This is a genomic window from Paenibacillus sp. 32O-W, assembly GCF_007679495.1.
Lineage (GTDB): Bacteria > Bacillota > Bacilli > Paenibacillales > NBRC-103111 > Paenibacillus_L > Paenibacillus_L residui.
This window is the reverse complement of record NZ_VEGP01000012.1, coordinates 11,804-34,858: the sequence shown is the minus strand read 5'-3', so window position 1 is coordinate 34,858 and position 23,055 is coordinate 11,804. Positions and strand designations below refer to the sequence as shown.

Annotated in this window: 16 protein-coding genes; 3 read left to right on the top strand and 13 right to left on the bottom strand. The window is 51.8% G+C overall.

Going from position 1 to position 23,055, the window contains the following annotated elements:
• Positions 1-205: 205 nt before the first annotated feature.
• The 5 genes from FS806_RS07100 to FS806_RS07080 form a co-directional block, all read right to left on the bottom strand.
• Positions 206-1,075, bottom strand: coding sequence for a carbohydrate ABC transporter permease (locus FS806_RS07100; RefSeq protein WP_144933912.1), 870 nt, complete (start codon positions 1,073-1,075; stop codon positions 206-208).
• 41 nt (positions 1,076-1,116) lie between these two features.
• The gene (locus tag FS806_RS07095) at positions 1,117-1,971 is read right to left on the bottom strand and encodes an ABC transporter permease (protein ID WP_144934014.1); all 855 of its coding nucleotides are present in this window, start codon (positions 1,969-1,971) and stop codon (positions 1,117-1,119) included.
• Between the two features lie 266 nt (positions 1,972-2,237).
• Positions 2,238-4,445: a helix-turn-helix domain-containing protein gene (locus FS806_RS07090; protein WP_144933910.1), complete on the bottom strand. Its 2,208-nt coding sequence runs from the start codon at positions 4,443-4,445 to the stop codon at positions 2,238-2,240.
• A gap of 99 nt (positions 4,446-4,544) precedes the next feature.
• A complete protein-coding gene (locus FS806_RS07085; protein ID WP_144933909.1) occupies positions 4,545-7,700 on the bottom strand; it encodes an alpha-mannosidase in 3,156 nt (1,051 codons plus the stop codon).
• Between the two features lie 102 nt (positions 7,701-7,802).
• The gene (locus FS806_RS07080) at positions 7,803-10,220 is read right to left on the bottom strand and encodes a glycoside hydrolase family 95 protein (RefSeq protein ID WP_144933907.1); all 2,418 of its coding nucleotides are present in this window, start codon (positions 10,218-10,220) and stop codon (positions 7,803-7,805) included.
• A 238-nt stretch (positions 10,221-10,458) separates the two neighbouring features.
• Here FS806_RS07080 and FS806_RS07075 point away from each other — a divergent pair, with 238 nt between their 5' ends.
• Positions 10,459-11,469 carry a LacI family DNA-binding transcriptional regulator gene (locus FS806_RS07075; protein ID WP_144933905.1) on the top strand — a complete coding sequence of 337 codons (1,011 nt, stop codon included), beginning with the start codon at positions 10,459-10,461 and terminating at the stop codon, positions 11,467-11,469.
• A 40-nt stretch (positions 11,470-11,509) separates the two neighbouring features.
• On the opposite strand, the gene FS806_RS07070 is transcribed toward FS806_RS07075, so the two are convergent.
• Both FS806_RS07070 and FS806_RS07065 read right to left on the bottom strand, forming a co-directional pair.
• Complete coding sequence (locus FS806_RS07070; RefSeq protein ID WP_225312484.1) at positions 11,510-12,310, bottom strand: divergent polysaccharide deacetylase family protein; 801 nt, start codon at positions 12,308-12,310, stop codon at positions 11,510-11,512.
• A gap of 29 nt (positions 12,311-12,339) precedes the next feature.
• Positions 12,340-13,467: a hypothetical protein gene (locus FS806_RS07065; RefSeq protein WP_144933903.1), complete on the bottom strand. Its 1,128-nt coding sequence runs from the start codon at positions 13,465-13,467 to the stop codon at positions 12,340-12,342.
• 193 nt (positions 13,468-13,660) lie between these two features.
• Here FS806_RS07065 and FS806_RS07060 point away from each other — a divergent pair, with 193 nt between their 5' ends.
• Together FS806_RS07060 and FS806_RS07055 are read left to right on the top strand one after the other, a co-directional pair.
• Positions 13,661-14,440: a polysaccharide deacetylase family protein gene (locus FS806_RS07060; RefSeq protein ID WP_144933901.1), complete on the top strand. Its 780-nt coding sequence runs from the start codon at positions 13,661-13,663 to the stop codon at positions 14,438-14,440.
• 19 nt (positions 14,441-14,459) lie between these two features.
• Positions 14,460-15,311: a L,D-transpeptidase family protein gene (locus tag FS806_RS07055; RefSeq protein ID WP_260982015.1), complete on the top strand. Its 852-nt coding sequence runs from the start codon at positions 14,460-14,462 to the stop codon at positions 15,309-15,311.
• A gap of 188 nt (positions 15,312-15,499) precedes the next feature.
• Here the strand turns inward: FS806_RS07055 and FS806_RS07050 are convergent, their stop codons facing one another.
• The 6 genes from FS806_RS07050 to FS806_RS07025 form a co-directional block, all read right to left on the bottom strand.
• A complete protein-coding gene (locus FS806_RS07050) occupies positions 15,500-16,360 on the bottom strand; it encodes a sugar phosphate isomerase/epimerase family protein (RefSeq protein WP_260982014.1) in 861 nt (286 codons plus the stop codon).
• Positions 16,361-16,366: 6 nt separating this feature from the next.
• Positions 16,367-17,431, bottom strand: coding sequence for a beta-galactosidase BglB (gene bglB / locus FS806_RS07045; protein WP_144933897.1), 1,065 nt, complete (start codon positions 17,429-17,431; stop codon positions 16,367-16,369).
• A gap of 21 nt (positions 17,432-17,452) precedes the next feature.
• Positions 17,453-19,951 carry a hypothetical protein gene (locus tag FS806_RS07040; RefSeq protein WP_144933894.1) on the bottom strand — a complete coding sequence of 833 codons (2,499 nt, stop codon included), beginning with the start codon at positions 19,949-19,951 and terminating at the stop codon, positions 17,453-17,455.
• A gap of 9 nt (positions 19,952-19,960) precedes the next feature.
• Positions 19,961-20,779: a carbohydrate ABC transporter permease gene (locus tag FS806_RS07035; protein WP_144933892.1), complete on the bottom strand. Its 819-nt coding sequence runs from the start codon at positions 20,777-20,779 to the stop codon at positions 19,961-19,963.
• Positions 20,779-21,696, bottom strand: coding sequence for a carbohydrate ABC transporter permease (locus FS806_RS07030; RefSeq protein ID WP_144933890.1), 918 nt, complete (start codon positions 21,694-21,696; stop codon positions 20,779-20,781). Before FS806_RS07030 ends, FS806_RS07035 begins: the two co-directional genes overlap by 1 nt.
• Positions 21,697-21,775: 79 nt before the next feature.
• Positions 21,776-23,053, bottom strand: a complete 1,278-nt coding sequence (locus FS806_RS07025) for an ABC transporter substrate-binding protein (RefSeq protein WP_144933889.1) — start codon at positions 23,051-23,053, stop codon at positions 21,776-21,778.
• Between the last annotated feature and the right edge of the window lie 2 nt (positions 23,054-23,055).

Sequence of the window (23,055 nt, the reverse complement as noted above, 5' to 3'; positions counted from 1 at the left end):
TTTTGAAATAAATAGGCGCTGCAGCCACGTCCGTGCACTTCCCACGCCTGCGGTCGTGTAACCTTCAGTCGTGTAACATCCGCCCTCTGAAACGTTGCCGCCATACAGGTTACATTTGTTTGAAAACTCGCCATGGCACCGGCCCTGTTGCGAATCCAATCTTGCCCGTTCATTCTGCATTTTCCCTACCCGCCCATGCATCCGGCTACCCTTTGACCGCTCCTATCATGACGCCTTTGACGAAGTATTTCTGGAGGAACGGATAGACGGCCAGCAGCGGGAGAACCATGACCACGATTCCTGCGGTTTTGATTCCCTCGGGCGTAATGAAGGTTTGCATGTCGCTTGCGTTAAGCTCCTGCATTAAAGATTGGCTCTGGATCATCTGCTGTACCAGCACGGTTAAATTGTATTTGCTCGTATCGTTGATATAGATCAGGACCGAGAAGAAGGCGTTCCAATAGCCGACCGCATAGAAAACGGACAGCGTCGCAATGACCGGGAGCGACAGCGGCAGCACTACCTGAATCAAATAACGCCACTCCCCACAGCCGTCCATCCGCGCGGCATCGTCCAATTCTTCCGGAATTCCGTCGAAATACGTGCGCATGATCAGCATATTGAAGGTGCTTATGAGTCCGGGAAGCCACAGAGCCCCGTATGTATTGATCAGGCCCAACTGCTTGATGACCAGATAGGTGGGAATTAAGCCGCCGCTGAACAGCATGGTGAACACGATGGCCAGAGTAAAAAAACGGCGGAAATAAAAATAGTTGCGGGACAACGGATAGGCGGCCAGCGTCGTAAAGAGCATGCTCAGCAAAACTCCGACGACGGTGAGGATAACACTATTTTTTAAAGCGCTAACAATTTTGGACCCTTTAAACAGCAAAGAGTAGGATTCCAGCGTCCAGCCGCGCGGCCATAGAGTCACCGCCCCTGACCGGACATAATGGGGATCGCTGAGCGATACGGATGCAACATGCAGCAAGGGGAGCAGGCAACTGGCGCCGGCAATGAACAATAGTACGGCGACCGCTCCTATAAACCATTTTTCACCTGACGTTCTTCCCATCGGACCCTCCTGAAATATAAGAATTTCGGATTAACTGCGGCCTACCAAAGTCCGCGATCGAACCTGCGGGCAATCGTGTTGGCCAGTACAACGAGAACAAAGCCAACGACCGATTCGAACAAGCCCATGGCGCTCGTCAGGCTGAACTGCCCCCTCTGCAAGCCGAAGCTGTAGATATAGGTGCTGATGACTTCAGAAACGTTGGCCACCACCGAGTTTTGCAAGGTATAGACCTGATCGAAGCCGACCTCCATCACTCTTCCCATGGAAAGAATGAGCATGAGGACAATGACCGGGGTAATTCCCGGAAGCGAGATATGCCATATTTTCTTCCATTTGCTGGCCCCGTCTATGCTTGCCGCTTCGTATAGGCTGGGGTCGATCGTAGACAAGGCCGACATATAGATAATGGCGCTGAATCCGGCTTCCTTCCAAATGCCCGACCCGACATAGATCGATATCCAGGAGAACTCGTTGTACAGGAAGGCGTAGGTGGACCCTATCCACTGCTCCAGAAGATGGTTAATGACCCCGGATTGCTGGGAGAAAATCGTTACCACCATGCCCCCGACAATGACCCACGACAAAAAATGAGGGAGAAAGACTAGGGTCTGCACCGCCTTCTTAAACCACATTCTCCTGACCTCGTTCAGCAAAATCGCGAGCATGATCGGAAACGGAAACCCGATAAACAAACTCAACAGGCTCAGCATCAGCGTATTACGAATAATGAGCAGTGAATTCGGGTTGCTGAACAACAGCTGGAAATTTTTCATGCCGACCCACGGACTCCCGAAAATCCCATCGGCAAAATTATAGTTTTTGAACGCGATGATCACGCCAACCATGGGCGCATACTTAAAAATGAGATAAAAAGCGATGACGGGAATAAACATGATGAGCAAAGGAAGGTTTTGCTTGAATCTTCTTTTGCGATCCAGAGATAATTTCCGATTCACTGCAGGTATGTTCGGGCTGTTTAACGGCTGCTCCACCGCCTCACCTCTCCTTCCATAAGATTGAAATCCAATGTAACTGAATCTACCTCCACAGACAATTGTCAATATTCTGTGGCGTTACAAATTTCCAGAAAGCTGTTGTTTCCCCTAGTTCGGAAGTCCATATGTCATATTTCTTCAAGGGTCATTTTTCCCTGACGGCATTATTTCTTGCGATATTCCCCCGGCGTCACTCCCGTTACCTTCTTGAACACACGCAGGAAAGACCTCGCGTTGGTGTAGCCGACGAGGGCTCCGATTTCCTGAATCGGCTTGTCGGTTTCCGTAAGCAGCTTCTCCGCATGGCCGATCCGTACCGCCGACAAATAATCAAGGAAATTGATGCCGAGCTTATCCTTGAACATCTGACTGATATATTTGGCGTTCAGGTCAAATTGGCAGCCCAAATAAGTAAGACACAGATCCGGGTTGGAGTAATGCTCATGGGTGAATGCTTTGATCCGCAGCATCAGGTTGTCATGATTCCGGGATTCCCTCCATTGCTCCATCCGGCCTGCCGCCGTCTTAAGAATGGACAGCAGGTCCCGCTCCAATTCCTCAAGTGTATCCATCCGCTCGACGGCCCGGTTCAGCAGGGGGAGAGTTTCGTCATTCCATATTTTCTGAATTTCCGGAGGCTGCTCCATCATTTCCCGCTGCAGATGATAAATCATATTGTGGAGAATAGCCGACAGATTGTCGCGGGTGAGAAGACCGTCGGCGCATTCACGGAACATTTGCTTCAATTCCGGCTCCCATTCCGCATCACCCAGCCGGTACTTCCGGCCCACAGAGCGCAGTAAATTCAGATGCTTGTAAATTTCCCCTTGCGGGCATATTTTTACAGCTTCCATGCGGATAATCCGGTTTCCGCCAAGAACAGGCTTGTACTTCAAAGACTCCAAAGCTTCTTCGTGCAGACCGGGAACGTCATCGATCTTTCCCGTTAGGGAGGAGAGCCCTATGGTGACCGTGAAAGCCAGATGCTCATTCACCCATTGAAGCACGTTCTCGAATATTTGTTCGGCGAAACGTATGTCGTCTGCCGTATCCGGAAGATGGACCATCACGCTTAATTGCGAAGCCGTGGTCCATTCCATCCAAACCGTTATCCCGTCCTTCTGGAACAATTCCGCAATGACGCTGCTGAGAGCGAATTTGAGCAAATACTGGTCCCTCTGGCCGTAGCGGTCACTGAACTCCGCATATTTGTCGAGCTCCACCGCCGCCAGCGCTATCTGTCCGATATGGCCTTCAAAGCCCAGCAGCCGCATCTCCGCCTGGAATTGCTCCGGTGTTATGAGGGAGGCTCCCTCGACCAGTTCCTTGAAAAATATTCTTTTGCGATAGATCAGATCGTTCTCCCTCTGCTTCTGATAATTAATCGATCTTTCCACCAGATCATCCAGGGCCGTTTCTATAAACCGGTATTCGTCCTGGCCTGCGAGTGGCCCTGTTTTCTGTGCAGCATAGGCATCGATCCGGGCCACAATGGCTTCAATCGGCCGGTAATTGCGGCGGGTCACTACAAGCATCCAGGCTAATCCGATGCCGATCAGCAGCAGATTCAGGGCAAAGCCCTGGGATGAGTAGGAAAAAATGAAGACCGGCAAGCGGCCGCCGACCAGGCCGCTCTCGATTTTCCAGCCGGTATAGCCCGATTCCTTGCTGGTCAATACTTTCCCTTTCGTCTCGTGGCCCAGAATAGGATGCCCCTGCCGGTCCAGCAGCCGGATAAAGTTCACGCTGGAGGCGGCCAAGTCCTCCATCATATTTTCAATGGCGGAGGTTTGTACATTGACCGCAATAATGCCCTGTTCACCGCTCAGAAGAGGGACTTGTTTGACGAGGGTGACCACCTTGATGGGACGCGGCTGATTTTCAAACACTTTGTAGCTTCTTATATCCGTCCACCGGTAAGTCCTAGCGGTGTGCTGGTTCAACGCTTCCATAATAAAATCGCGGTCTTCGAACTCCTTCACCGAAGTCATGAAATGGTTGCTCAAAATCGTCAGGTCGGAGGAACGGACCAAATAGACCGAATCGATCATCGGGACATTGACTATCCATTCTCTCAGCAGATTTGAGATTTCATAAAGAGTCATAGCCGAAGCCCCGTTATAATTTTCGGCATAGAACCGGGCCAGCTTGTCGTTCGTCTGGACTTCCTTGATGATTTGCTGCTCTATCGACCGCATCGTGTGATCGATCATCTGCATGACATGCTCCGCAAAGACTTCGTTGGCGTGAATGGCCTCCTTCTTGGAAAGCTCGCTTGCGGACAGCACGGAAAGAAATATGATGGCCGTAGTGGTAAAGAAAAAGATAGGCAGGTAGGAGAATAACAGGCGTCTGTATCCTTTTCTCTTCATATCCTTCCCCTCCTGAAGAAGCAGGTTTTATCGACTCTAATAGAACAAGCACTCGCTCGGGAAACCGGCTGTCTGTCTGAATCCCCACGATAGCTATCTCTATAATCTGCAGCAAATCAGCAGCGTCTTGATTTCATAAGGCCGGATTGTTGTCCGGATGGGGCGGTTCAAGAAGCGTTCGCCCTCCGGCTTCTCCAGCAGATTGCACTCCTGCCACCAATCGACCGGGAATCCGCACTCGATGTCCACCTCCCCGCGCTTGCCTCCATATTCATGAAAGCGCAGCACGACCAGTTGGCTGTCCTCGGCTTTCTTGACGGCATCTATCATCACATGATCGGAAGAAAGTGCAAACAGGGCAAAGCTCGGGGTCACGGACCGGCCCCTGGTATATGTAAGCGGCTGATTCAACGCCCACGCCTCCTGCACTGTTCCCCCTGCAAACCAATCCCCGGGATGTGGGAGCAGCGAATAAGTAAACGAATGCCGCCCTTGGTCGGCAGCCGGGTCCGGGGCCATCGCCGATTTGATTAACGATAGGCGAAGAACCTGGCCTTTAATGTCATATCCGTACTTGCAATCGTTCATCAGGCTGACTCCATAGCCCCTCTCGGACAAATCGGCCCATTGATGGCCTACCGATTCGAATTTCGCATAATCCCAACTGGTGTTCCAATGCGTGGGCCTCTTCACGTTTCCGAATTGGATATCATAGGTCGCCTCCGTCGCCCGGACCTCGACCGGGAACGCCGCCTTGAGCAGCCGTCTTTGCTCGCGCCAATCGACCTCCGTCTCGAAATCAATGCGCCGGCTGTATTTGTACACGATCATATTCTGCACTATTTTCGAGTCCATGTAGGTCCATTCCCGGCGAATTACCGCTCTTAAGGGACCGAGGTCGGGGTAAGATACTGCGGCAAGCTCGTTGACTTCTCTCATTTTTTCCTGATAGAAAATATCGATATCCCAGGCTTCGTGGCGGCTTTTCGGTTTATCCTCAAATACCTGCAGCACGTTACCCCGCCGGCCTTCCTGCAGCACCTCGCGTTCGGCCTCTTTATCATAGATGCGGGTTAACTGCCCGCTCTCATTCCATGTGATCTCGTAATAAGGGGTTGTAATCCCCCCTTCCGTAACGGAGAAAGCATCGTTGTCTTCCGAAGCCGGTTCCGGTGCCGAATGGCCGTCAAAATACAATGTCGTCCATCCCATGGAAGGAACGTTCTTCGCCCGGACCCACCACTTCCTGCCGTCATACTGGGCTTCCAGCCTGCTTCCGCCGGCATCCCGCCAGACACCGTGCCCGGCCGTCTCCCCTAATTCGATCTCCACCGGCTCAGACCGTGTCCAAGGGGCGGAATTAAACACCGTTACGGCCACCTGGCCGCTGGGTACCAAGTCCACGATGGCTTCAGCCGCCTTCCTCCACACTTGCTGCCCTGTCCGCCAGGCTTCGTCATACTCCCTGCGGCTGTCTTCATAAACCTCCGTAATCGATGAACCGGGAATGATATCATGAAACTGGTTCCGCAGTATGATCTTCCAGCCGTCCTCCAGCTCGGCCTGGCGATAGTGCGACCAATCCTTGCCGAGCAGGCCGGCAGCCACCCCCATCCACTCGGCTTCCCGATACAGAAGCTCGAGCTTCCGATTCATCCGCTTATTATAGGCTTGGCTCGTATAGGTTCCTCTGTGCATCTCCAAATACAGCTCTCCGTCCCAGATATGCACGTATTCCTCCGAGGCACCCACCCGCTCCTGCAATCGGGTAAAATATTCATCCGCCCGGCCGGTCGTTACGTGCGGAATTCCCGGAAGCTCGGCCAGACGCCGCCTCATCTCCAGCATCTCCCGGTTCACCCCGCCTCCGCCGTCTCCATAACCGTAACAAAGCAGAAGCTCCCGGTTGATTTCCTTATCCCGATATCCTTCCCAGATGCCGGTTACCGAGAAGGGAGTTACCCCTCCGTTGTACGTATAATAGAAGGCACCTACTCCCCCGCCGGGGTCCGGTGTCGTAACAAAATGGGTCAGGATGTCGGTTCCGTCGATTCCGCGCCAATAGAATGTATCATGCGGCATCCGGTTGTATTGGTTCCAGCTTATTTTGGTCGTCATAAAAACTTCGATGCCCGCTTTTTTCATAATTTGCGGCAAAGCCCAACTGTAGCCGAACACATCCGGCAGCCACAAATATTTGCATTCGATGCCGAACTCTCTCTTCATAAACCGGGTTCCCGCCAGAAGCTGGCGGACCAGCGATTCCCCGGAAGGCAGATTGCAATCCGCCTCGAGCCACATAGCCCCGCCGGGCTCCCAGCGCCCTTCCTCGATGCGGGCCCGGATTTCCCGGTACAGCTCGGGATAATCCTGCTTTAAATAGTCGTAAAGCTGCGGTTGTGTCTGCATGAAGACATATTCGGGGTATAGCTCCATGAGACGCAGAACGGTGGCGAAGGAGCGGGCGCTCTTCTCGCGCGTATGCCTCAGTCGCCACAGCCAGGCTACATCAATGTGGGTGTGTCCCACGCAATGAACCGTTACCGCATGATGCTTGGGAAGCTTGGCTAATCCGGCTTTCAACCGCTGCAGAGCGCTTTCTATAGAATCGTAGAAAGCCCGGGAGCCGGGGCGCGACCAATCGACGAGCAGGAAGGACCGGTGAAGCACAGACAGCAGTTCATGCCTCTCCGGCTGATGCTCCGGCAGCACCTGGACGGTTTCGATCACCGCCCTGCTTGTATAATAGAAATCGTCGGCCGCCGGATCGAGCCAGGCCAAATCCGCTTGCATCAATTGATGCTCAACCGGCCTCCTTGCGCCGTAGCCGTTGAGACCCGTCCACAGCCTGAACCTCAGCGACACCTGAGAGCCCGCACAGTCAGACGGAAGAAAGACCTCTTGGTGGTTCGTGTCCACCCCCTGATAAAGCCGTCCGTTAAGAAAGAGCAGAGCTTCAAAGCCTCTATTATTTCCTCCTCCCCCGCTGCCGAAGCAAAATCTGCCGACCACCTTCCTGTCCTTCCATTCCAGCGGGATGACTGTATCGGCCGCAAGCCAGAAATAGGCATCCTGCCCTTTCCAGCGGTCCCCTATCCGCACCTCGGTCCAATCTCCTTCCTCTGTCGGGTATGCGGCCGCCTCTCCTGAAGGATCGGGCTTGAGGCGCAGAGGAGAAAGGCGCCTCTGCTCCCGGTAACGATACTCCGCCAATTCCTCCACTTGCTTGCTCAACTGTTCTATTCTGAAGAACATCCTTCACTCGCTCCTTTATCCGAAAACGGGCTTATGACTTGCGTGAGCCGATTCATCATTACGACAACCCAATGTCTGTCATGCAACGGACTTTTCTTCTGCTCAAGAGTCGAACTCTATCTCCATTTTCAGCTCCTGGCCTCTTTGAACAAATACTTCCCGGTAGAGTAGACCATAGGAGGAATCCCTGCACTCGCCGGTACAATCAAGCTGCCTTATGGCCCGCGGGAATTTGACCGTCAGCCATTGATCCCTGCTTGACCGAAGCCGAACCCCCGCACGGGCGGCCTCCATATCCCACCGTATCGCGACCTCCACTCCGCCTCTCGCCTGTATCCCCCGTATGCTGCCTTGCTTCCAGCGTCCGGGAAGAGCAGGCAGCACCTTGATGATTCCCGGGGCGGAGAACAGCAGCATCTCCAGCATCGCCGCGGTCCAGCCGAGGTTGGCATCGATTTGGTAGGGAGCGCTGAAGCCCCACATCGACTTCATCGTGATCCCCTGACTCCGCCAATCGTTGTGATAAGTAAGGAAATTGTCTCCAACACAGGATCGGCCTGAAATTTCCAGACATTCCAGCGCCCGGTCTCCCTCTCCCAGCCTCGCGTAAATGTTGGCCATATGGGACAGAGACCAGCCCGTCTGCTCCTTTAAGCCGATGACCAATCTTTTCTCCACGGCGACACGGCAGGCTTCGAACCATTCCGGATGCGTCTCCTCCGTAACCTCCAGACCGGGAAAGAGCGGATAAATATGTGATTGATGCCTATGGTGGTAATTATCCTTCAAATCCGGATGCATCCATTCCCGGATCGCACCGTCTTCGTTTATTTCATAAGGAGGAATTTTGTTAAGCATAGCCTCCCATTTCTCCACATTCTCCGGCTCTATCCCTAGCTCGGCACAAGCCTCGCACAGATGGCTCAGCACTTCCTTGGCCACGGCGAAATCCATCGTCGCGTTGACACAAACCGATATTTCCCGAGCCCCGTCAAATGACCCGTCCGCCCAGTTTTCCGGGGAATTCGAAGGGGATGAAATGTAGTACCCGTTCTCCCCTTCATAGAAGAAATCTTCATAGAATAAGGCGCACTCCTTCATGAAAGGAAGCGCCCGGTTCCGCAAAAATTCCCGGTCTCCGGTAAACAGCCAATAATCGTAAAAGTGCTGGGCGAGCCAGCCCGCTCCGGCTGTCCAGTAAACGACGTGGGGCTGCAAATTTTTCTTCAAGCCTGAGTCTGGCGAGGCAAATAGCGGGGCAAGAATCCCGCGGCAGCCGTAGAAAGCTTGCGCATTCTTCCTCATATCGGGAACCAGCGATTCGAAGAAGTCGAAAAAAGGCAGCATCGTTTCCGGCATATTCCCGGGCATGGCCTGCCAATAATTCATTTGGATATTTTCGTTGTTGAAAAAAGCGCTGGACCAGGGAGGAGCATAGGAACCGTTCCAAACTCCTTGCAGATTGGCAGGAAGCCCCCCAGGCCGCGAGCTGGACATAAGCAGGTAGCGCCCGTAATCAAACATGCGTTCCATAAATGCCGGTGAGGCCTCTCCAGCGTAAGCGTCGAGCAGCATCTGTTCGTTCACCCCTGCTCTTTCGGATTCCGAGGCTCCCAAATCAAGCTCTGCCCGTAAGAAAAGCTCCCTATGCTCGGACTGATGCCGTTCGAACAGCATGTCGTAGTCAGGCGGCAGGGATAGCAGCTTCTCTTTCAGATTCGGCATCTCCGCACGGCTGTCCCCGTTCGGGAATAGCCGGATCAGCAGCAGAACCTCGTCCGCCCCCGTGATTTCGAGCTTATCGCCGCGGATCGTGCGGCTTCCTCCAACGGCAGCGATTCGGGCCAAGGCTCCGAATTCCGTTCCTTCCCGCAGCCGTTTCCCGGTAATCATCAGGAACTCTTCCTGGACAGCGCTTTCAAAGGAAAAGGGAAGTTCCAGCGGACGTCCGGCCTTATCCACCGCATCCTTCAAATCATGAGGCTCAAGCCGCATCTCTACCGAAATTGCTTCCTTCTGATCTGCTCGGATGACGAGGGCGATCATATCATCGCTTCGTGAAACAAACAGGCGGCGTTCATACCGGATGGGACCATCCAACCAACGGACAGAAACCTGACCTGTCTCCATGTCCAGCTCGCGAACGTATTCGCGGAACGCATAATGCGTCTCCGTCCACAGCTTGAGATCGAACCCGGGGTGAAACCGGGCCGTCTGTACGATATAATCCGCTTCTCTAAGCTTATCCGGATACAATCTATTGGCTTCCCTGTACCTCCCTTCGGCCAGCAATCTTCTGACTTCGGGCAAATGCCGGGACAGATCGGGCAGCGGCTTCGTACGGCTTCCTTCCCACAGCTCTTCATGATTTAACAGGATCGTTTCTTCCTGAATGCTTCCATATACCATGGCTCCCATTGTTCCATTTCCGCTCGGCAAGGCATCCAGCCATTTCAGGGCAGGCTTGCGCATGCTCATCAGGTGTCTGTGCCGCTTTGGTTCCTCTGAATGTTTTGTCAAAGTGGTTTCCTCCTTCTCATTAAAGACAATTATTGCTAATTCACGTTTATGTTATGTTTCAGAAACGTTTCATATTCACTATTGTAAGAGGTCTGTCCGGAACTATCAAGCAAATTTTAGCCGGTCCTCGTTTCCCTAAATATTGCTGCACCTTTTTGCCGTACAACCTTTTGACAATAAAAACAATCCTAAGTTATGATTAGAATCAAATTGCAACGTTTCAGAGAGGAGACCGGCAATGTCGAAGCTTCAAGAAGTTGCGGATTTGGCCCGTGTATCGAAAGCAACGGTTTCCCGGGTCATCAATAATCATGAGAATGTCTCCGCTGCCGCCAGACAAAGCGTTTGGGAAGCGATGCGAAAGCTGAATCTGAACGCCAATGAGATGAAACGGTCCCATGAAGGGACGATGATGATCGGATTGGTGCTGCCTCTTACGAGCAGCATTGCGGCCAATTCCTTCGGAATGGATATTCTGTTGGGAGTGGAGGAGAAAGCCTTCGAGAAGGATTACATGGTTCTTGTTGGAAACTCCAGCGGCCCGAATAAAGAAAAAGCGGTGGTCAGCCAAATGATGGCCCGCGATGTCGAGGGGATCATCCTGCTGAGCAAGAACGAATCGAGCGATCACCTTCTTCAGCTTAAGCAGAGCGGAATCCCTTGCGTATTGGTGGACCAGAGGGTGGAAGGAGAACATCTGCACCTGGTTCGCGGCGATAATCTGTCCGGGGCGATGAATCTGACGAATTACTTGTTTTCCCTCGGGCATTCCAATATCGCCATGGTGACGCCGTCGCGTTTCTCTACCTATAAGGACCGGATCCGCGGTTTCCAGATTGCCCTGCTGGAAAGAGGAATAGAGGCCGGTCCGGAGCGGCTGATCGATCTCGACAGAGACGGAGTAACGATGGAGCAGGCCATGCGAAAGCTCCTGGTTCAGGAGAACAGGCCGACGGCTGTCTTCATTGCCCAGGCGGCGGATTTGTTAACCGCTGTCCGAGTGATTAGCGAGTACCGTTTACAAATTCCAGAGGATATTAATCTGGTTACTTTCGACGACGTGTATTCCCCTCTGCCGGCAGAATACGTCGATTATTTCACCTCCATAATCCAACCGGCCAAAATAATGGGCGGCATGGCGGTGGAGCTGCTGTTCCAGCAGGTCAAGGAGCCCGCCGGGATGCAGGCTCAGGAAATTGTCCTGCCAGGCACTTTAAACATCCGGAAGTCAACCTGCCCCCTGGCCTGATTCAGCACTAAAGCTCCCCTGCCGCTGCGGGGAGCTTTAGTTAACGATCGGAAACCATAGGGTACATTTCGGCCAACAGATCGGATACTCCGACAAAGTTAAATTTCTTGTTCATACCGGGAATAACTTCCGCCAGAACCTCTGCCATCAGCTTGCCTCCGGCTCCCACATGGCCTATTGCTATACAAGGCGTATGGTCATCCAGATGCTCCTTCATATAAGATAACTGCCTGGTCATATGCTTCTTGGACTTAACGTCATCCAGAAATAGATGATTCACCAGGCAAGGGATCCCAACCTCTTCGGCCACTTGGGCAATAACGCTGCGGTAATGGGTATGGCTGTCGATGAAGAAGAGTCCCCTTTCCCTGCATGCTTCCAGAACAGCCTTCATTACTCTCGGGTCCGATGTCGCTTTGGAGCCCATATGATTGTTCAAGCCGATGGCATGTGGAACATCATCGATGGCGGCATGGACTCTGCGGCGAATTTCCTCATCCGGCAGATCGGTCGTGATGGCCCCCGGGCCGAGCCAGCTCTTCTTCCCCGATAGGGGCTCCATCGGAAGATGGACGATGACATCATGCCCGGCCTTATATGCCTTCTCCGCATCCTGCTTGGTCGAGGGCAAGAAAGGCATGACCGCTACGGTTATTTTGAAAGGAAGATTGATCATTTCGTCGGTTCCCTTCATGTTATTGCCAAAATCGTCAATGACCACGGCCGCCGAGCTCATGTTGGGCCTCATCTTATCGGGCTTGGCGTAAGCTATGCCGGGTCCAAGGATCAGAGGCGGTAGCCAAATTGCCTGTAATATGAATATGAACAGCCATCGCTTCACCAGGATCACTCTCCTATTCGTTGGATTTCCTATGGCTTGCCGTTCGCAAGTCCTTCCACCCCGGCTAAAACCCAGCTTCCAGCGGCATCCCTATGCATTCTAAAGAGCAGCTTGTGCCGGACCGCTTTCCGCCCTGCTCTCTCGATTTGTACCTCTGCCGGAATTTCCGCGGCCCATCCCGTTGCTTCCTGACTGATCTCCTTTTTTTGTTGGATCGGACGGAGTGAGATCAGCGGACGTACCTCTTCCATAAGACGGACATATTCCGGGGAACGGGAAGATTTGAAAAATAATCCGAGCATGTGATGCTGCTGGAGGTGGACGGCCGCGATGAAGGCATCTGCTAACTCCTGCGGGCCCAGGCTTCGCACATACTCTTCCAGGCGGCCCGAGGCTTTATGAACCATTAATTGATGCTCAGGGTCTCTAGCTTTGGAGCCGTGGGTGGTACTGTTCCGAAAATGAATGCAAAAATGCCCGGAGAAGCCGTTATCCGGAATCCCGTCTCCCCCATGCGGCATTCCATGCATAGAGGCCGCGTACAGCCTGTCTCCATGGCGAATCAGAACCGCCCTTCTTTTCCAGCTCCATTTATCATTATAAATTTGCTTCATCACCTTCGTATCTTCCTTCGTAACCGGCTGCGCATCGGCATGATGCCGCCCCGCTCTGCGCTGTGCCCGGAACGACAGACCTGTCTCCAAATCGATCAACGTCACTGTGCTTTTAACGGAAATCGCTTGACGGGCCTCCGTCCAGTCTACAAGCTCCCCGTAATGCTTCCTGCTCATTTCGTCGGCATACTGCTTTAACTTATCTGTCCATTCTCCGGCCAACTGCAGCCGTTCCCCGGATTCCGCATTATACAACCTCCCGTCTCTCCCTACCTGCCACACCGAAGATTGCCCCCCGCTTCTTATAGTCAGATAACGGTCCGTATAAGGCAGAGCTCCTGCATGGACACGATCGGCTTCGGCAATGGCTTTCTTTAACCCTTTGAAGGGCAGTTCCCCAGTCGTTTCGTATGAAGCGGAGGGAGAGCTCTTGACCGTTAGGAAGGCCGAATCTGCCGGGCGTCCCCGGGCAGCAGCTGGCGGCTCCAATCCGGTGCATATTACGGCTATTAGAAGCAACCCTATCCAAGATCTGATTCTCATTGCGTATCACCTTTAAGGGGCATTGATCTCATATGACCATGCCATAATATTTGCTTTTTAATATGAACATTCTGCCGGATAAATTATCGGAAGCGGACTTGGTAATACTATGCTTCATACCCAGCCATGCCCGGAATGGAATGGAGAAGGGCTGGACAACCTGTGAACAGATTAAAGACTACCGGAGGAAGCTATGCGATCCATTATATTTAGAAAAATTCTCCTATTGATGCCGCTCGCCATGGTGTTGGCCGCCTTTCCTTTCCCTTCGTTCGTTACAGCTCAGAAGCAAGGCGGAAGCAACGATAAAGGCCGGGAATACTATGAAGCCCGGGGGGAGATCGTATGGGAGATCAATACCGATGAGAAAGTCATCGCCCTCACCTTCGATGACGGCCCGAATGCGGCACAAACCCCGCAAATTCTCGACTTGCTCAAGCAATATGACGCCAAGGCGACCTTTTTCGTGGTAGGCAAACGCATGGAGAAGTACCCGGATCTTGTCCGCAGGGAAGCGAATGAGGGACATGAATTGGCCAACCATACTTATAATCACCCGTATTTCAAACAGAGCACCCCGATCGAACAGATTCGTCAGGAAATCTTGAAAAATGAGCAGCTAATCACTTCGCTCACCCGGCACAAACCGAGATTATTTCGGCCTCCTGGCGGATTTTATAGTGAGAATATAGTGGAGGCCTCAAAGGAAGCAGGCTATTTAACCGTACTCTGGTCATGGCATCAGGATACGAAGGATTGGCGTTCTCCTGGGGTAGATAAAATCGTCCGTAAAGTACTCGATAATGCAAGGAATGGTGACATCGTACTGTTTCACGACCATGTGGAGAAAAATCCGCAGACCGTTGAGGCTCTAAAGCAAATCCTGCCCGAACTCAAGCAGCGGGGCTTCCGCTTTGTTACCGTCTCCGAACTGCTTCCCTTTAATAAAATGGAATCATCCGTTCATTCTTGACGGTCGTCAGAGGTGAATCATGAACCCGATTATGCTGCTTCTAGCCGCCGGCTTGCTGTGTGAAACCTTCTCCTTTTCCTCTATGTCATTGCCTGATGTTGACGGCCCCTTGGAGCGGAAAACAGCTTTGGTTTGGATGCATCCGGATAGGGAACGGGGGATAGTCCGGGAATCTGCTCAATCCTTGGAGAATTGCTCTTCCCTGGAATGGATGGGCTCGACAGTTATTGGATCCATGGAACAAGCTATCGTTCAGAACGATGCTCAAGGGGGAAAACCAAGTCCTCACCCGCCGGGCGAGGTAACGATTGAAATTCTGCCTTTGCGTAACGAATTAAGAGTTATGATTGACGGCAAGCTGTACAAAAAATACAAGATCGCTCTGGGGAAACCTCAGACTCCTACACAAGCTGGAGACTGGAAGGTCATTAACAAATATACCCATTGGGGCTCGGGCTTCGGCACCCGCTGGATCGGTCTGAACGTGCCTTGGGGCATTTATGGAATCCATGGAACGAATCGGCCTTCCTCCATTGGACAGGATGCCAGCCACGGCTGCATTCGCATGAGAAACCACCAGGTGGAGGAGCTGTTTGAATGGGTGAAGGTGGGAACTACCGTCTCCATCCTTGGGCATGCGCTCGGTGAACCTCACCGCAACCCGCGGGATCTTGCCAGAGGCGATAGCGGAGCCGATGTGCAGCTCATTCAGAGCCGGCTTCGCAGTGCAGGCTATTATGAGGGGCCTTGCGACGGCAAATTCCGGGCCTCTACGGAACAGGCTATGAAGGCCTATGAAAAGGCGCATGGCCTTCCGGTCGACGGGGTGGTCAACCAGCATGATTATATGGCTATGGGACTGGTGGAATGACAAAACGGCCCCCATAAGGAAGCCGTTACATGCTTATGCCGCAGTTCCCCAACCAATAGCACAGCGAGTCATTAAGAAATTTTCTTAACGCGAGCTGCTTCATCATGCTTTGCAATGCATGGCGGGGCGACCGGATCGATCTCAGCGATTGCAAACGTTAACAATGCCGTAAAACCAGCAAATTTTCGTTAATTCCAGGACCAGTTCAAATCGGAAAGCAGCTTCTTCAGTCCGCCGGTAGCTTCCTTGAACAAATCCGGGCCGCTAAAGCCCTGGAACGTTCCCGCTGCCTGCAGATGAGGCTCCAGCGACATGAAGCCCGTATATCCCGATTCCTTCAAAGCCGCCAGCACCTCAGGAACCTGGCCATCCCCTTGTCCGGCCACAGTTACCGAGCCGTCGGCAAAAAGCGCATCTTTAATGTGAACATATTCCACATGAGGCCTAAGCGGAGCGTAAGCTTGATCGAAAGGCTTGACACCGCATTGCACGAAATTGGCCGGATCGAAAGCGGCGCGCAAATGACTGGAGCTGCAGGTCGTGAGAATATCCAGACATCTTTCCGTGTTGTCGCCGTAAATTTCCTTCTCATTCTCGTGAAGCAGAATAACGTCCGCTTCCTCGGCTATTTTGACCAATTCCTTCAGTCTCCTCATCACTTCGTCACGGTACACGGATGGGTCTTCGTTCTCCGGTATAAAGAAGGAGAAGATTCGGATATAGCGTGTGCCAAAATACTTGGCGATCTGCACCGCCCGATGAAACTTCTCGATGTGCGGCTCGAAAGGATCGGTAATTTTAATTTTGCCGATCGGGGAGCCGATAGCGGAAATTTGTACTCCCCGTTCATCCAGCATTTCCTTCACTTGAGCCAATTCCTCGTCCGTCAAATCGAGGACGTTTTTATTCCATACCCCGCGAAATTCGAGATAACGGATTCCTTCGGATTGAAGGCAATCCAGTTGTTCTTTCAGATCTGCGGAAATTTCATCGGCAAAGCCGGTTAGCGTAATCATGCTGATATGCCCCTTCCCTATTTTATGAATCATTTTGTATCAGGATAGCTTCAAGCCTTCCATCAGAATGAGCAGCGAAAGCGCCTGTCCATAAGTCATAGGACTGATCGGAATATCCTTGTAAAATTGCACGTCGTTGCCGACAGGAGTTCCATACGAGACCTGCCCGACGACACCGTTAGCGTCAATCTGTCCCATTACCGCTTCGAGCGCCCGTATGCCGCTGGACAAGCAGGACGAATCCAAATATCCTTTGCGGACTCCCTTCAAAATGCCATAGCCGAATGCGGCTGTGCAGGAGGTTTCCAAATAAGAGGACGGATCGTCCAGAACCGTCGGCCATAATCCGGACTCATCCTGAAGCCGGATCAGCGCGGCTACCTGGGTACGCATCGTATCAAGCAAATAATCCTTGATTCCGCCTTCCAGTCCGATCATATCGATGAAATCGACTACCCCGCAGGTGTACCAGCCATTGCCTCTGCCCCATCGGACCGCCCCGTAATTATGTTTGCCGTAGAAATCCCAGCCGTGATAGAACAAGCCTGTAGTTTTGTCGTACAAATATTTGATATGAATCAGGAACTGCCTCTTGGCTTCCTCCACATATTCGGGGCGCTTGAAATAAACGCCCGCCTTCGCCAGGAACAGCACGGTCATAAAAAGGGTGTCGATCAGAATCTGCCCGTCGTTGGGATCACCCGTAATCATATGCTGGAACGCCCCGTCTCCGGTCCGGATCAGCCCGTCCATAATCCAGCGGCTCCATTCATCGCACACCGCCTCAAATTGAGGATCCCCTGTCTGCTCGCATATCGAAATCAACGTAATTAACGGCGAGCAGGTATTGACATTCTTCTCCGGCAATCCTTCCCGGATCCGAGCGCGGTACCAGTCCACCAGAAATTGAAAGGTGGCTTCGTCCTTCGTTTCCTCGTAGTATTGATACATGCCGTAAAGTCCCACGCCCTGAGGCCATTCCCATAAATGAATATCGATCAGTCCGATAGGATACTGCTCTTCCATGCTGTCGTTTTTCATAGTTTTCATGGCTTCCGAAACCTTGTGAATGGCTGCCATTACTTGCTCTCTATTCACAGTCATTACTCTCCCTCCCCTAACCGATCACAAATACTCCAGCTTTCCTTGTATTCCAAACCCTTCGATAAGCTGTTCCTCGCCATTGACTATAATCGGACGATCCCATTGCAGTTCGACTTTTCCATAGTCGGGGTCGTTAAGCGCCAGATGCTGTCCGCCCTCCGCGGTTATCGCGATGCCGGCGATACGCTCAATAAACTGCTCGAAGCTGCCGCTCTCGTCCTGATCGGACACCCGGATAATCCAGGCATTATTCAAGCCGTCGGAGAGCAGCTCCTTGCCCCGGTCCGGACCATGCTGCTGAAGCCTCAGGCCATTAGCCGCATAGATGGCCGCATAGCTGTCTCCACTTCTAGCAAAATACCATCCGTTTCTTTCCGCATATTCATCGAAAATACCGGTCGGAAAATAAGCATGAGTGAAGTGAACGTCATGCTTCGGATTAATTTGATACAGAAGAATGCCCAGTCCCTTATACTGTCCCGCCTTCGGCAAATAGCCGTTGCCTGCCCAATTGCTCGGCCGGCCTGATCCGTGAACGGCCAATTCTCCGGGATGATTCACCCACAGATTAGCTTCAGGTCCGAAGGTCAAGTGCATGACGTGCTCCTGATAGCCTGGCTGACCCGGTTTAAAATCGGCTATGGAGGACAAGCTGTATCGACCGGTTTTATAGTTATACAGCTTGGCGTATCCTCCGATCCCCTGTTCAAAGCGGAAGATAAATCGCTCGTCCTTACCCAGGGTTAAATATTTCCGGTAGGCCTCCGGGGGAGCATATTCGGACAGACACAGGGAAACGTTGCTGAACGAGTAATTGTTCAAATACCCGATTCCATAACCGATCCAGCACATAGATGAGGTTCCTACGATATAGTGACCCTTCAATTCCTTCTCGTAGCTTCTGCCATAAGTAGAAGCCAGCACCCCGCGGTGCGAATTCAGTGTCATGTAATAATAGAGCAGGTCCAGAGCCTCCTTCGCCATCCGGCGAATTTCCGGAGACTGTGCCAAATCATGCAATTGGATGAAGCCCACCGCATCGATAGGAAAATAGGCGCTCGAATTCCATTCCGCCAACCCTTCAGCCATAAACCGCTCGAACCATTCCTTAAGCCTGCTTTCCGCTTTCGCCTGATGCTGCGCCCCCGTTTCCCCGCTGTTCGTAAAATGCCCCTCCGGAAATAATTGTCCTGCCAGAAGTTCACAAGTATGGAATAACAGGGCATGGTTCTCGCTGAAGAACCACATCACATCATCCCCGGGCTCATCCATCCAGTAGCGGAAATTCAGAATGCATTCCCGCATCTCTTCCCAGAATGCTTCGGAGAATAAGCCGCTGTCCCTGTAATCCTGCCAAATACGGAATAACGAAACCAGGAAGAAGTCACTGCAGTCTGCACGGGAATTAATGCCTTCCATTCCTTCACGAATCATCGCTTCCGCCGCTTCCACCGACCCGCCTGTCTTGAGCAAGGCCAGCGCCGTATGAATATTCGGTTCGCCATATTGGGCAATGGTCTTCAGAGCGGCATCCTTACGTGCGCGAATATCGCCTTCCGTCATAAATTCCAGAGCGGACTCCGGATAAATTTGCACCCCTAACCGTTTCTTAATGGATAGAGAGCCGATGCGGGCAGACAGCTCGATATATTTATAGCCCATCCCGAAATCTTCCGCCTGGCCCAATTCCATCGCTTCCGCCCGGTCCGGCAGAACCGCATCCTTGCTTTGCAGATCCCCGAAGATGTCGCTGCCGAACCGGAGCCGGAACGGAATTTCCCGATTAAGCGGGTTTCGGATATTCAGCACAACCGGACCCGAGAAAACCGTATCTCTCGAGAAATAAGCTTCAGACAAAGCGTTCTCCAGCTGCCGTACCTCTTCCTCCTTCACCTCGCCGAGAGGAAGAACGATATCTATGTCCTCTGTCCCCATGTAATCGAGCCGGAAGTAATACTGCGTGTCTCTTTCGGCCAAATCTTCGAAACAAACCGCCACTGTATGGATTCCTTCCATCCACTCGACTTCGATTTCTTTCTCCGCCTCATGATTTCGGGTAAACGGAGTGAAATCGTCCACCAGCTTGCCGTTTATCCACAAAGTGATAGAACCGCAAGTAATCAGCTTCAGCTTCGATTTATGGGCGCGTGGAGAGTGAATCTGCGTCACGGCGTACGTGGACAGATGAGTAGGCACCATCCAGAAACCGGATCTTTCCACCCTGGGATTGCCCCAAGGGAAGTACAGCTCCGATGGCTCCGAATCTGCACCGCCGCCGGTACCTGCGCCCCCTTCCATTCTTCCGGGCGGTTCGGGGGTATTTTCTCTCCGCTTGGTTACGAATTCTTTCCTGCAGGGATTTTCATGGATCGCAAACCCCTCCAGCAGCCAAGCATTAATATCTCCATCCATCGTCATCGGTTCAAAACGAACTCTTTGCTCTATTGTCTGGCCGATCCGCCATCGATTGATGCTTTGATGCTTAAGGCGAAGAGGCTTATAGCGGGCTTCATTCTCCATAACCTTTAATCAACCTTTCATTCCTGTAGTGACGATTCCCTGCACTAATTGCTTCTGGAAAATAAGGAAAACGATCAGCACCGGAATCATTGTAATGACAGACATCGCCAGCAGGCTGCTCCAGTCTACGTTATATTCACCGATAAAGTTGGACAGCGCCAGCTGGATAGTGTATTTCTTCGGATCGCTGATAACGATTAACGGCCATAAGAAATCATCCCATCTCCACATGAAGGAGAAGATCGTCAACACAGCGAGAATCGGTTTGGCAATAGGTAGGATAATGCTCCGGTAAATTTTCCACTCCGAGGCTCCGTCCATTCTTGCCGCTTCAAGCAGATCATTAGGCACGGACAGCAGATACTGACGGATGAGGAACACCCCTGTAGGCGTAGCCGCCGGAGGAATAATAATTCCCCATAAGGAGTTGTACAATCCCAGCTTACTGATGACCGAGAAGATCGGAATCATGATGACCTCGAGCGGAATCATCAGCGTAGAGATAAAACCGACCAGAATCAGCGTATCCCCTTTAAATCTATACTTGGCCAGAGCGAATCCGGCCATGGAGTTAACCAGCAGCAGCAAAACGGTGGAAACGACGGTGACAAAAGCCGAGTTCATGAAATAAACGCCGAAATTTCCCTTATCGAAGGCTGCCTTGTAGTTCTCCAGAGTAAACACGCTGGGAAAGATTTGAGGCGGCCAGGCGTATAAGTCGTTATTGTTCTTAAATGAAGACAGCACCACCCACAGGACAGGAAACAGAAACAGCAGGGAAATGATGATGAGCGCGGTGTAAACGAACGCTTTGTTTGCCCCTTTCATCAGTCGATCGCCCCTCCTTTCCCGAGTTTAAACTGGAACACTGTGAAAATAGCGATAATGATAAACAGCACGACCGACATGGCACTGGCCAAGCCAAGCTCCTGGGCCGTAAATCCGGTTTGGTAGATATGCTGAACGACATAAGTCGTTTCGCGTCCCGGTCCGCCGCCGGTAAGCGCGAACATAAGCGGATAAGCCTTGAACGCATCAATCAGGGACAGCATCAGAACAAGCAGGCTCGTCGGCTTCAGCAGCGGCATAGTAATGCTGAGGAAGGAACGAATTTTGCCCGCTCCGTCCATCTTGGCCGCTTCATAGTAATCCTGCGGAATGCTTTGAAGACCCGCAATGAAGATAACCATGAAAAATCCTACTCTGGACCACAGCGTGGCCACGATAACCGATGCATTCGCATAGAAAGGATCGGTCAGCCAGCCGATAGGCGACATTCCCATCGATTCGAGGACATAGTTCGCAATCCCGAAACTGCCGCCGAGAATCCATTTCCAGGTGAGACCGACAATAATGAAGGAAATCATCGTCGGCCAATAAATAATCGAACGGAAAATTCCCTTTCCCTTCACCTGCTGAATAAGCAGAATGGCGATTCCTAGTGCGGCCGCAAACAGCAAAGGCACGACAAAAACGGCATAGACCGCAGTCCGGCGAAGAGCCGACCAAAATTCGGAATCCTGGAAAATATAAATATAGTTTTCCAGTCCGATGAAGTTCATCTTGTTAATCCCGTCGTAATCGGTAAACGAATAAATAAGCCCGAATAAGGCAGGAACGACGATGAACACTGTAAATATCACTAAGTTTGGCAGGACAAACAAATAGGGAGCGATCGTTTTTTTCCACTTTGGGTTTTTAGGCGCTCTGTATTCGTTGGAGCCGCCGGTGATGCTATCCGCCATAGCTCAAGCTCCTTTCCTAATGGGATAAAACAGGAGAGGCTGCCTCCAGTGCAGCCACTCTATGTTTTCCTTATACCGCTTACTTCCCTTCGATAACTTTCGCAGCTTTCTCGGCTACTTTGTCCAACGCCTCCTGAGGAGTAAGCTTGCCGGTTAACGACTCGATGATATTGGTTTTCAAATCGTCCGTAAACTTCGTGATGACATCTTGTCTGGACCAGTCATTAGCCGCTTTGGGAGTGGTAGCCGCCAATTCTTCGGAGAAGATCTCGAAGAATTCCTTGCCGAATTCATAATCCAGCTTCGCACTGTCTTTGCGCGGGCTGATGAACAGAGATTCCTGATTGTACTTGCTGTTGATATCCTTGGAGGTCAGAAACTTGATGAATTCTGCCGCTTCTTTCTCCACTCCGGAATTTTGGAATGCCATCAAGTATTTACCGCCGGGAACCGAAGATCGTATTTCTTGTTTGGGCATATAGGTGACGCCCCATTCGAAATTATTAATATCCTTATAGTTGCTCAGCATCCAGTTTCCAGCCAGATGAACCCCTACCTGGCCTGTGCGGAACAGGTTGTTCGGATTTTCGCCGCCGATCCATACCGAATCCGGCATGATTCCGTCCGCGTGAAGCTTTTTAAAGTATTCCAAAGTTTTGACGGCATTCTCATCATTAATAAGCGTCTTGGTACCGTCTTCATTGAACACGCTGCCGCCAAATTGATACAGCATGGTGGACCAGCGATGCGGAGTTACGTCAACGACCATTCCGTATTTCGCTCCGCCTTTTTCCTGGACTTGCTTAAGAGCTTCTGCGAATTCATCCCAGGTCCATACATCATCCGGGGAAGACGGCACCTGAACACCCGCTTTGTCAAACAGCGTCTTGTTATAGATCATTCCGTTCGCCGTCACATCCATCGGTGCAGCGATGACTTTGTTATCGACAATGTAATACGGCTTGATGGAATCGATAAACTGGGAAGAAAACTCATCCGCTGTTCCGAGATATTCCGTTAAATCCAGAGCCTGGTTGGCAAACATTCCGGTATCCGATACACGGCTTAATGCGGGTGGTTTACCGCCGGAAATCATCGTTTTCAGCTTGGTTCCCAAATCTTTATAGGCTACTTCGATCAAATTGATTTTAACGTTTTCGTTCTGCGCCTCGTACTCTTTAATCAGCCCTTTCATGACCTCTCCCTCTACTCCGTCCGTAAACCAAACGAAATCAAGGGAAACTTTCTTGCCGCCTCCGGTAGAATCTTCTTTAGACCCGCCGCCGCATGCCGCAAGAGAAAACGCGAGAATGACAGACATAAGAAGGACTGCAGCTTGTTTCCATGTTTTTCTCATCA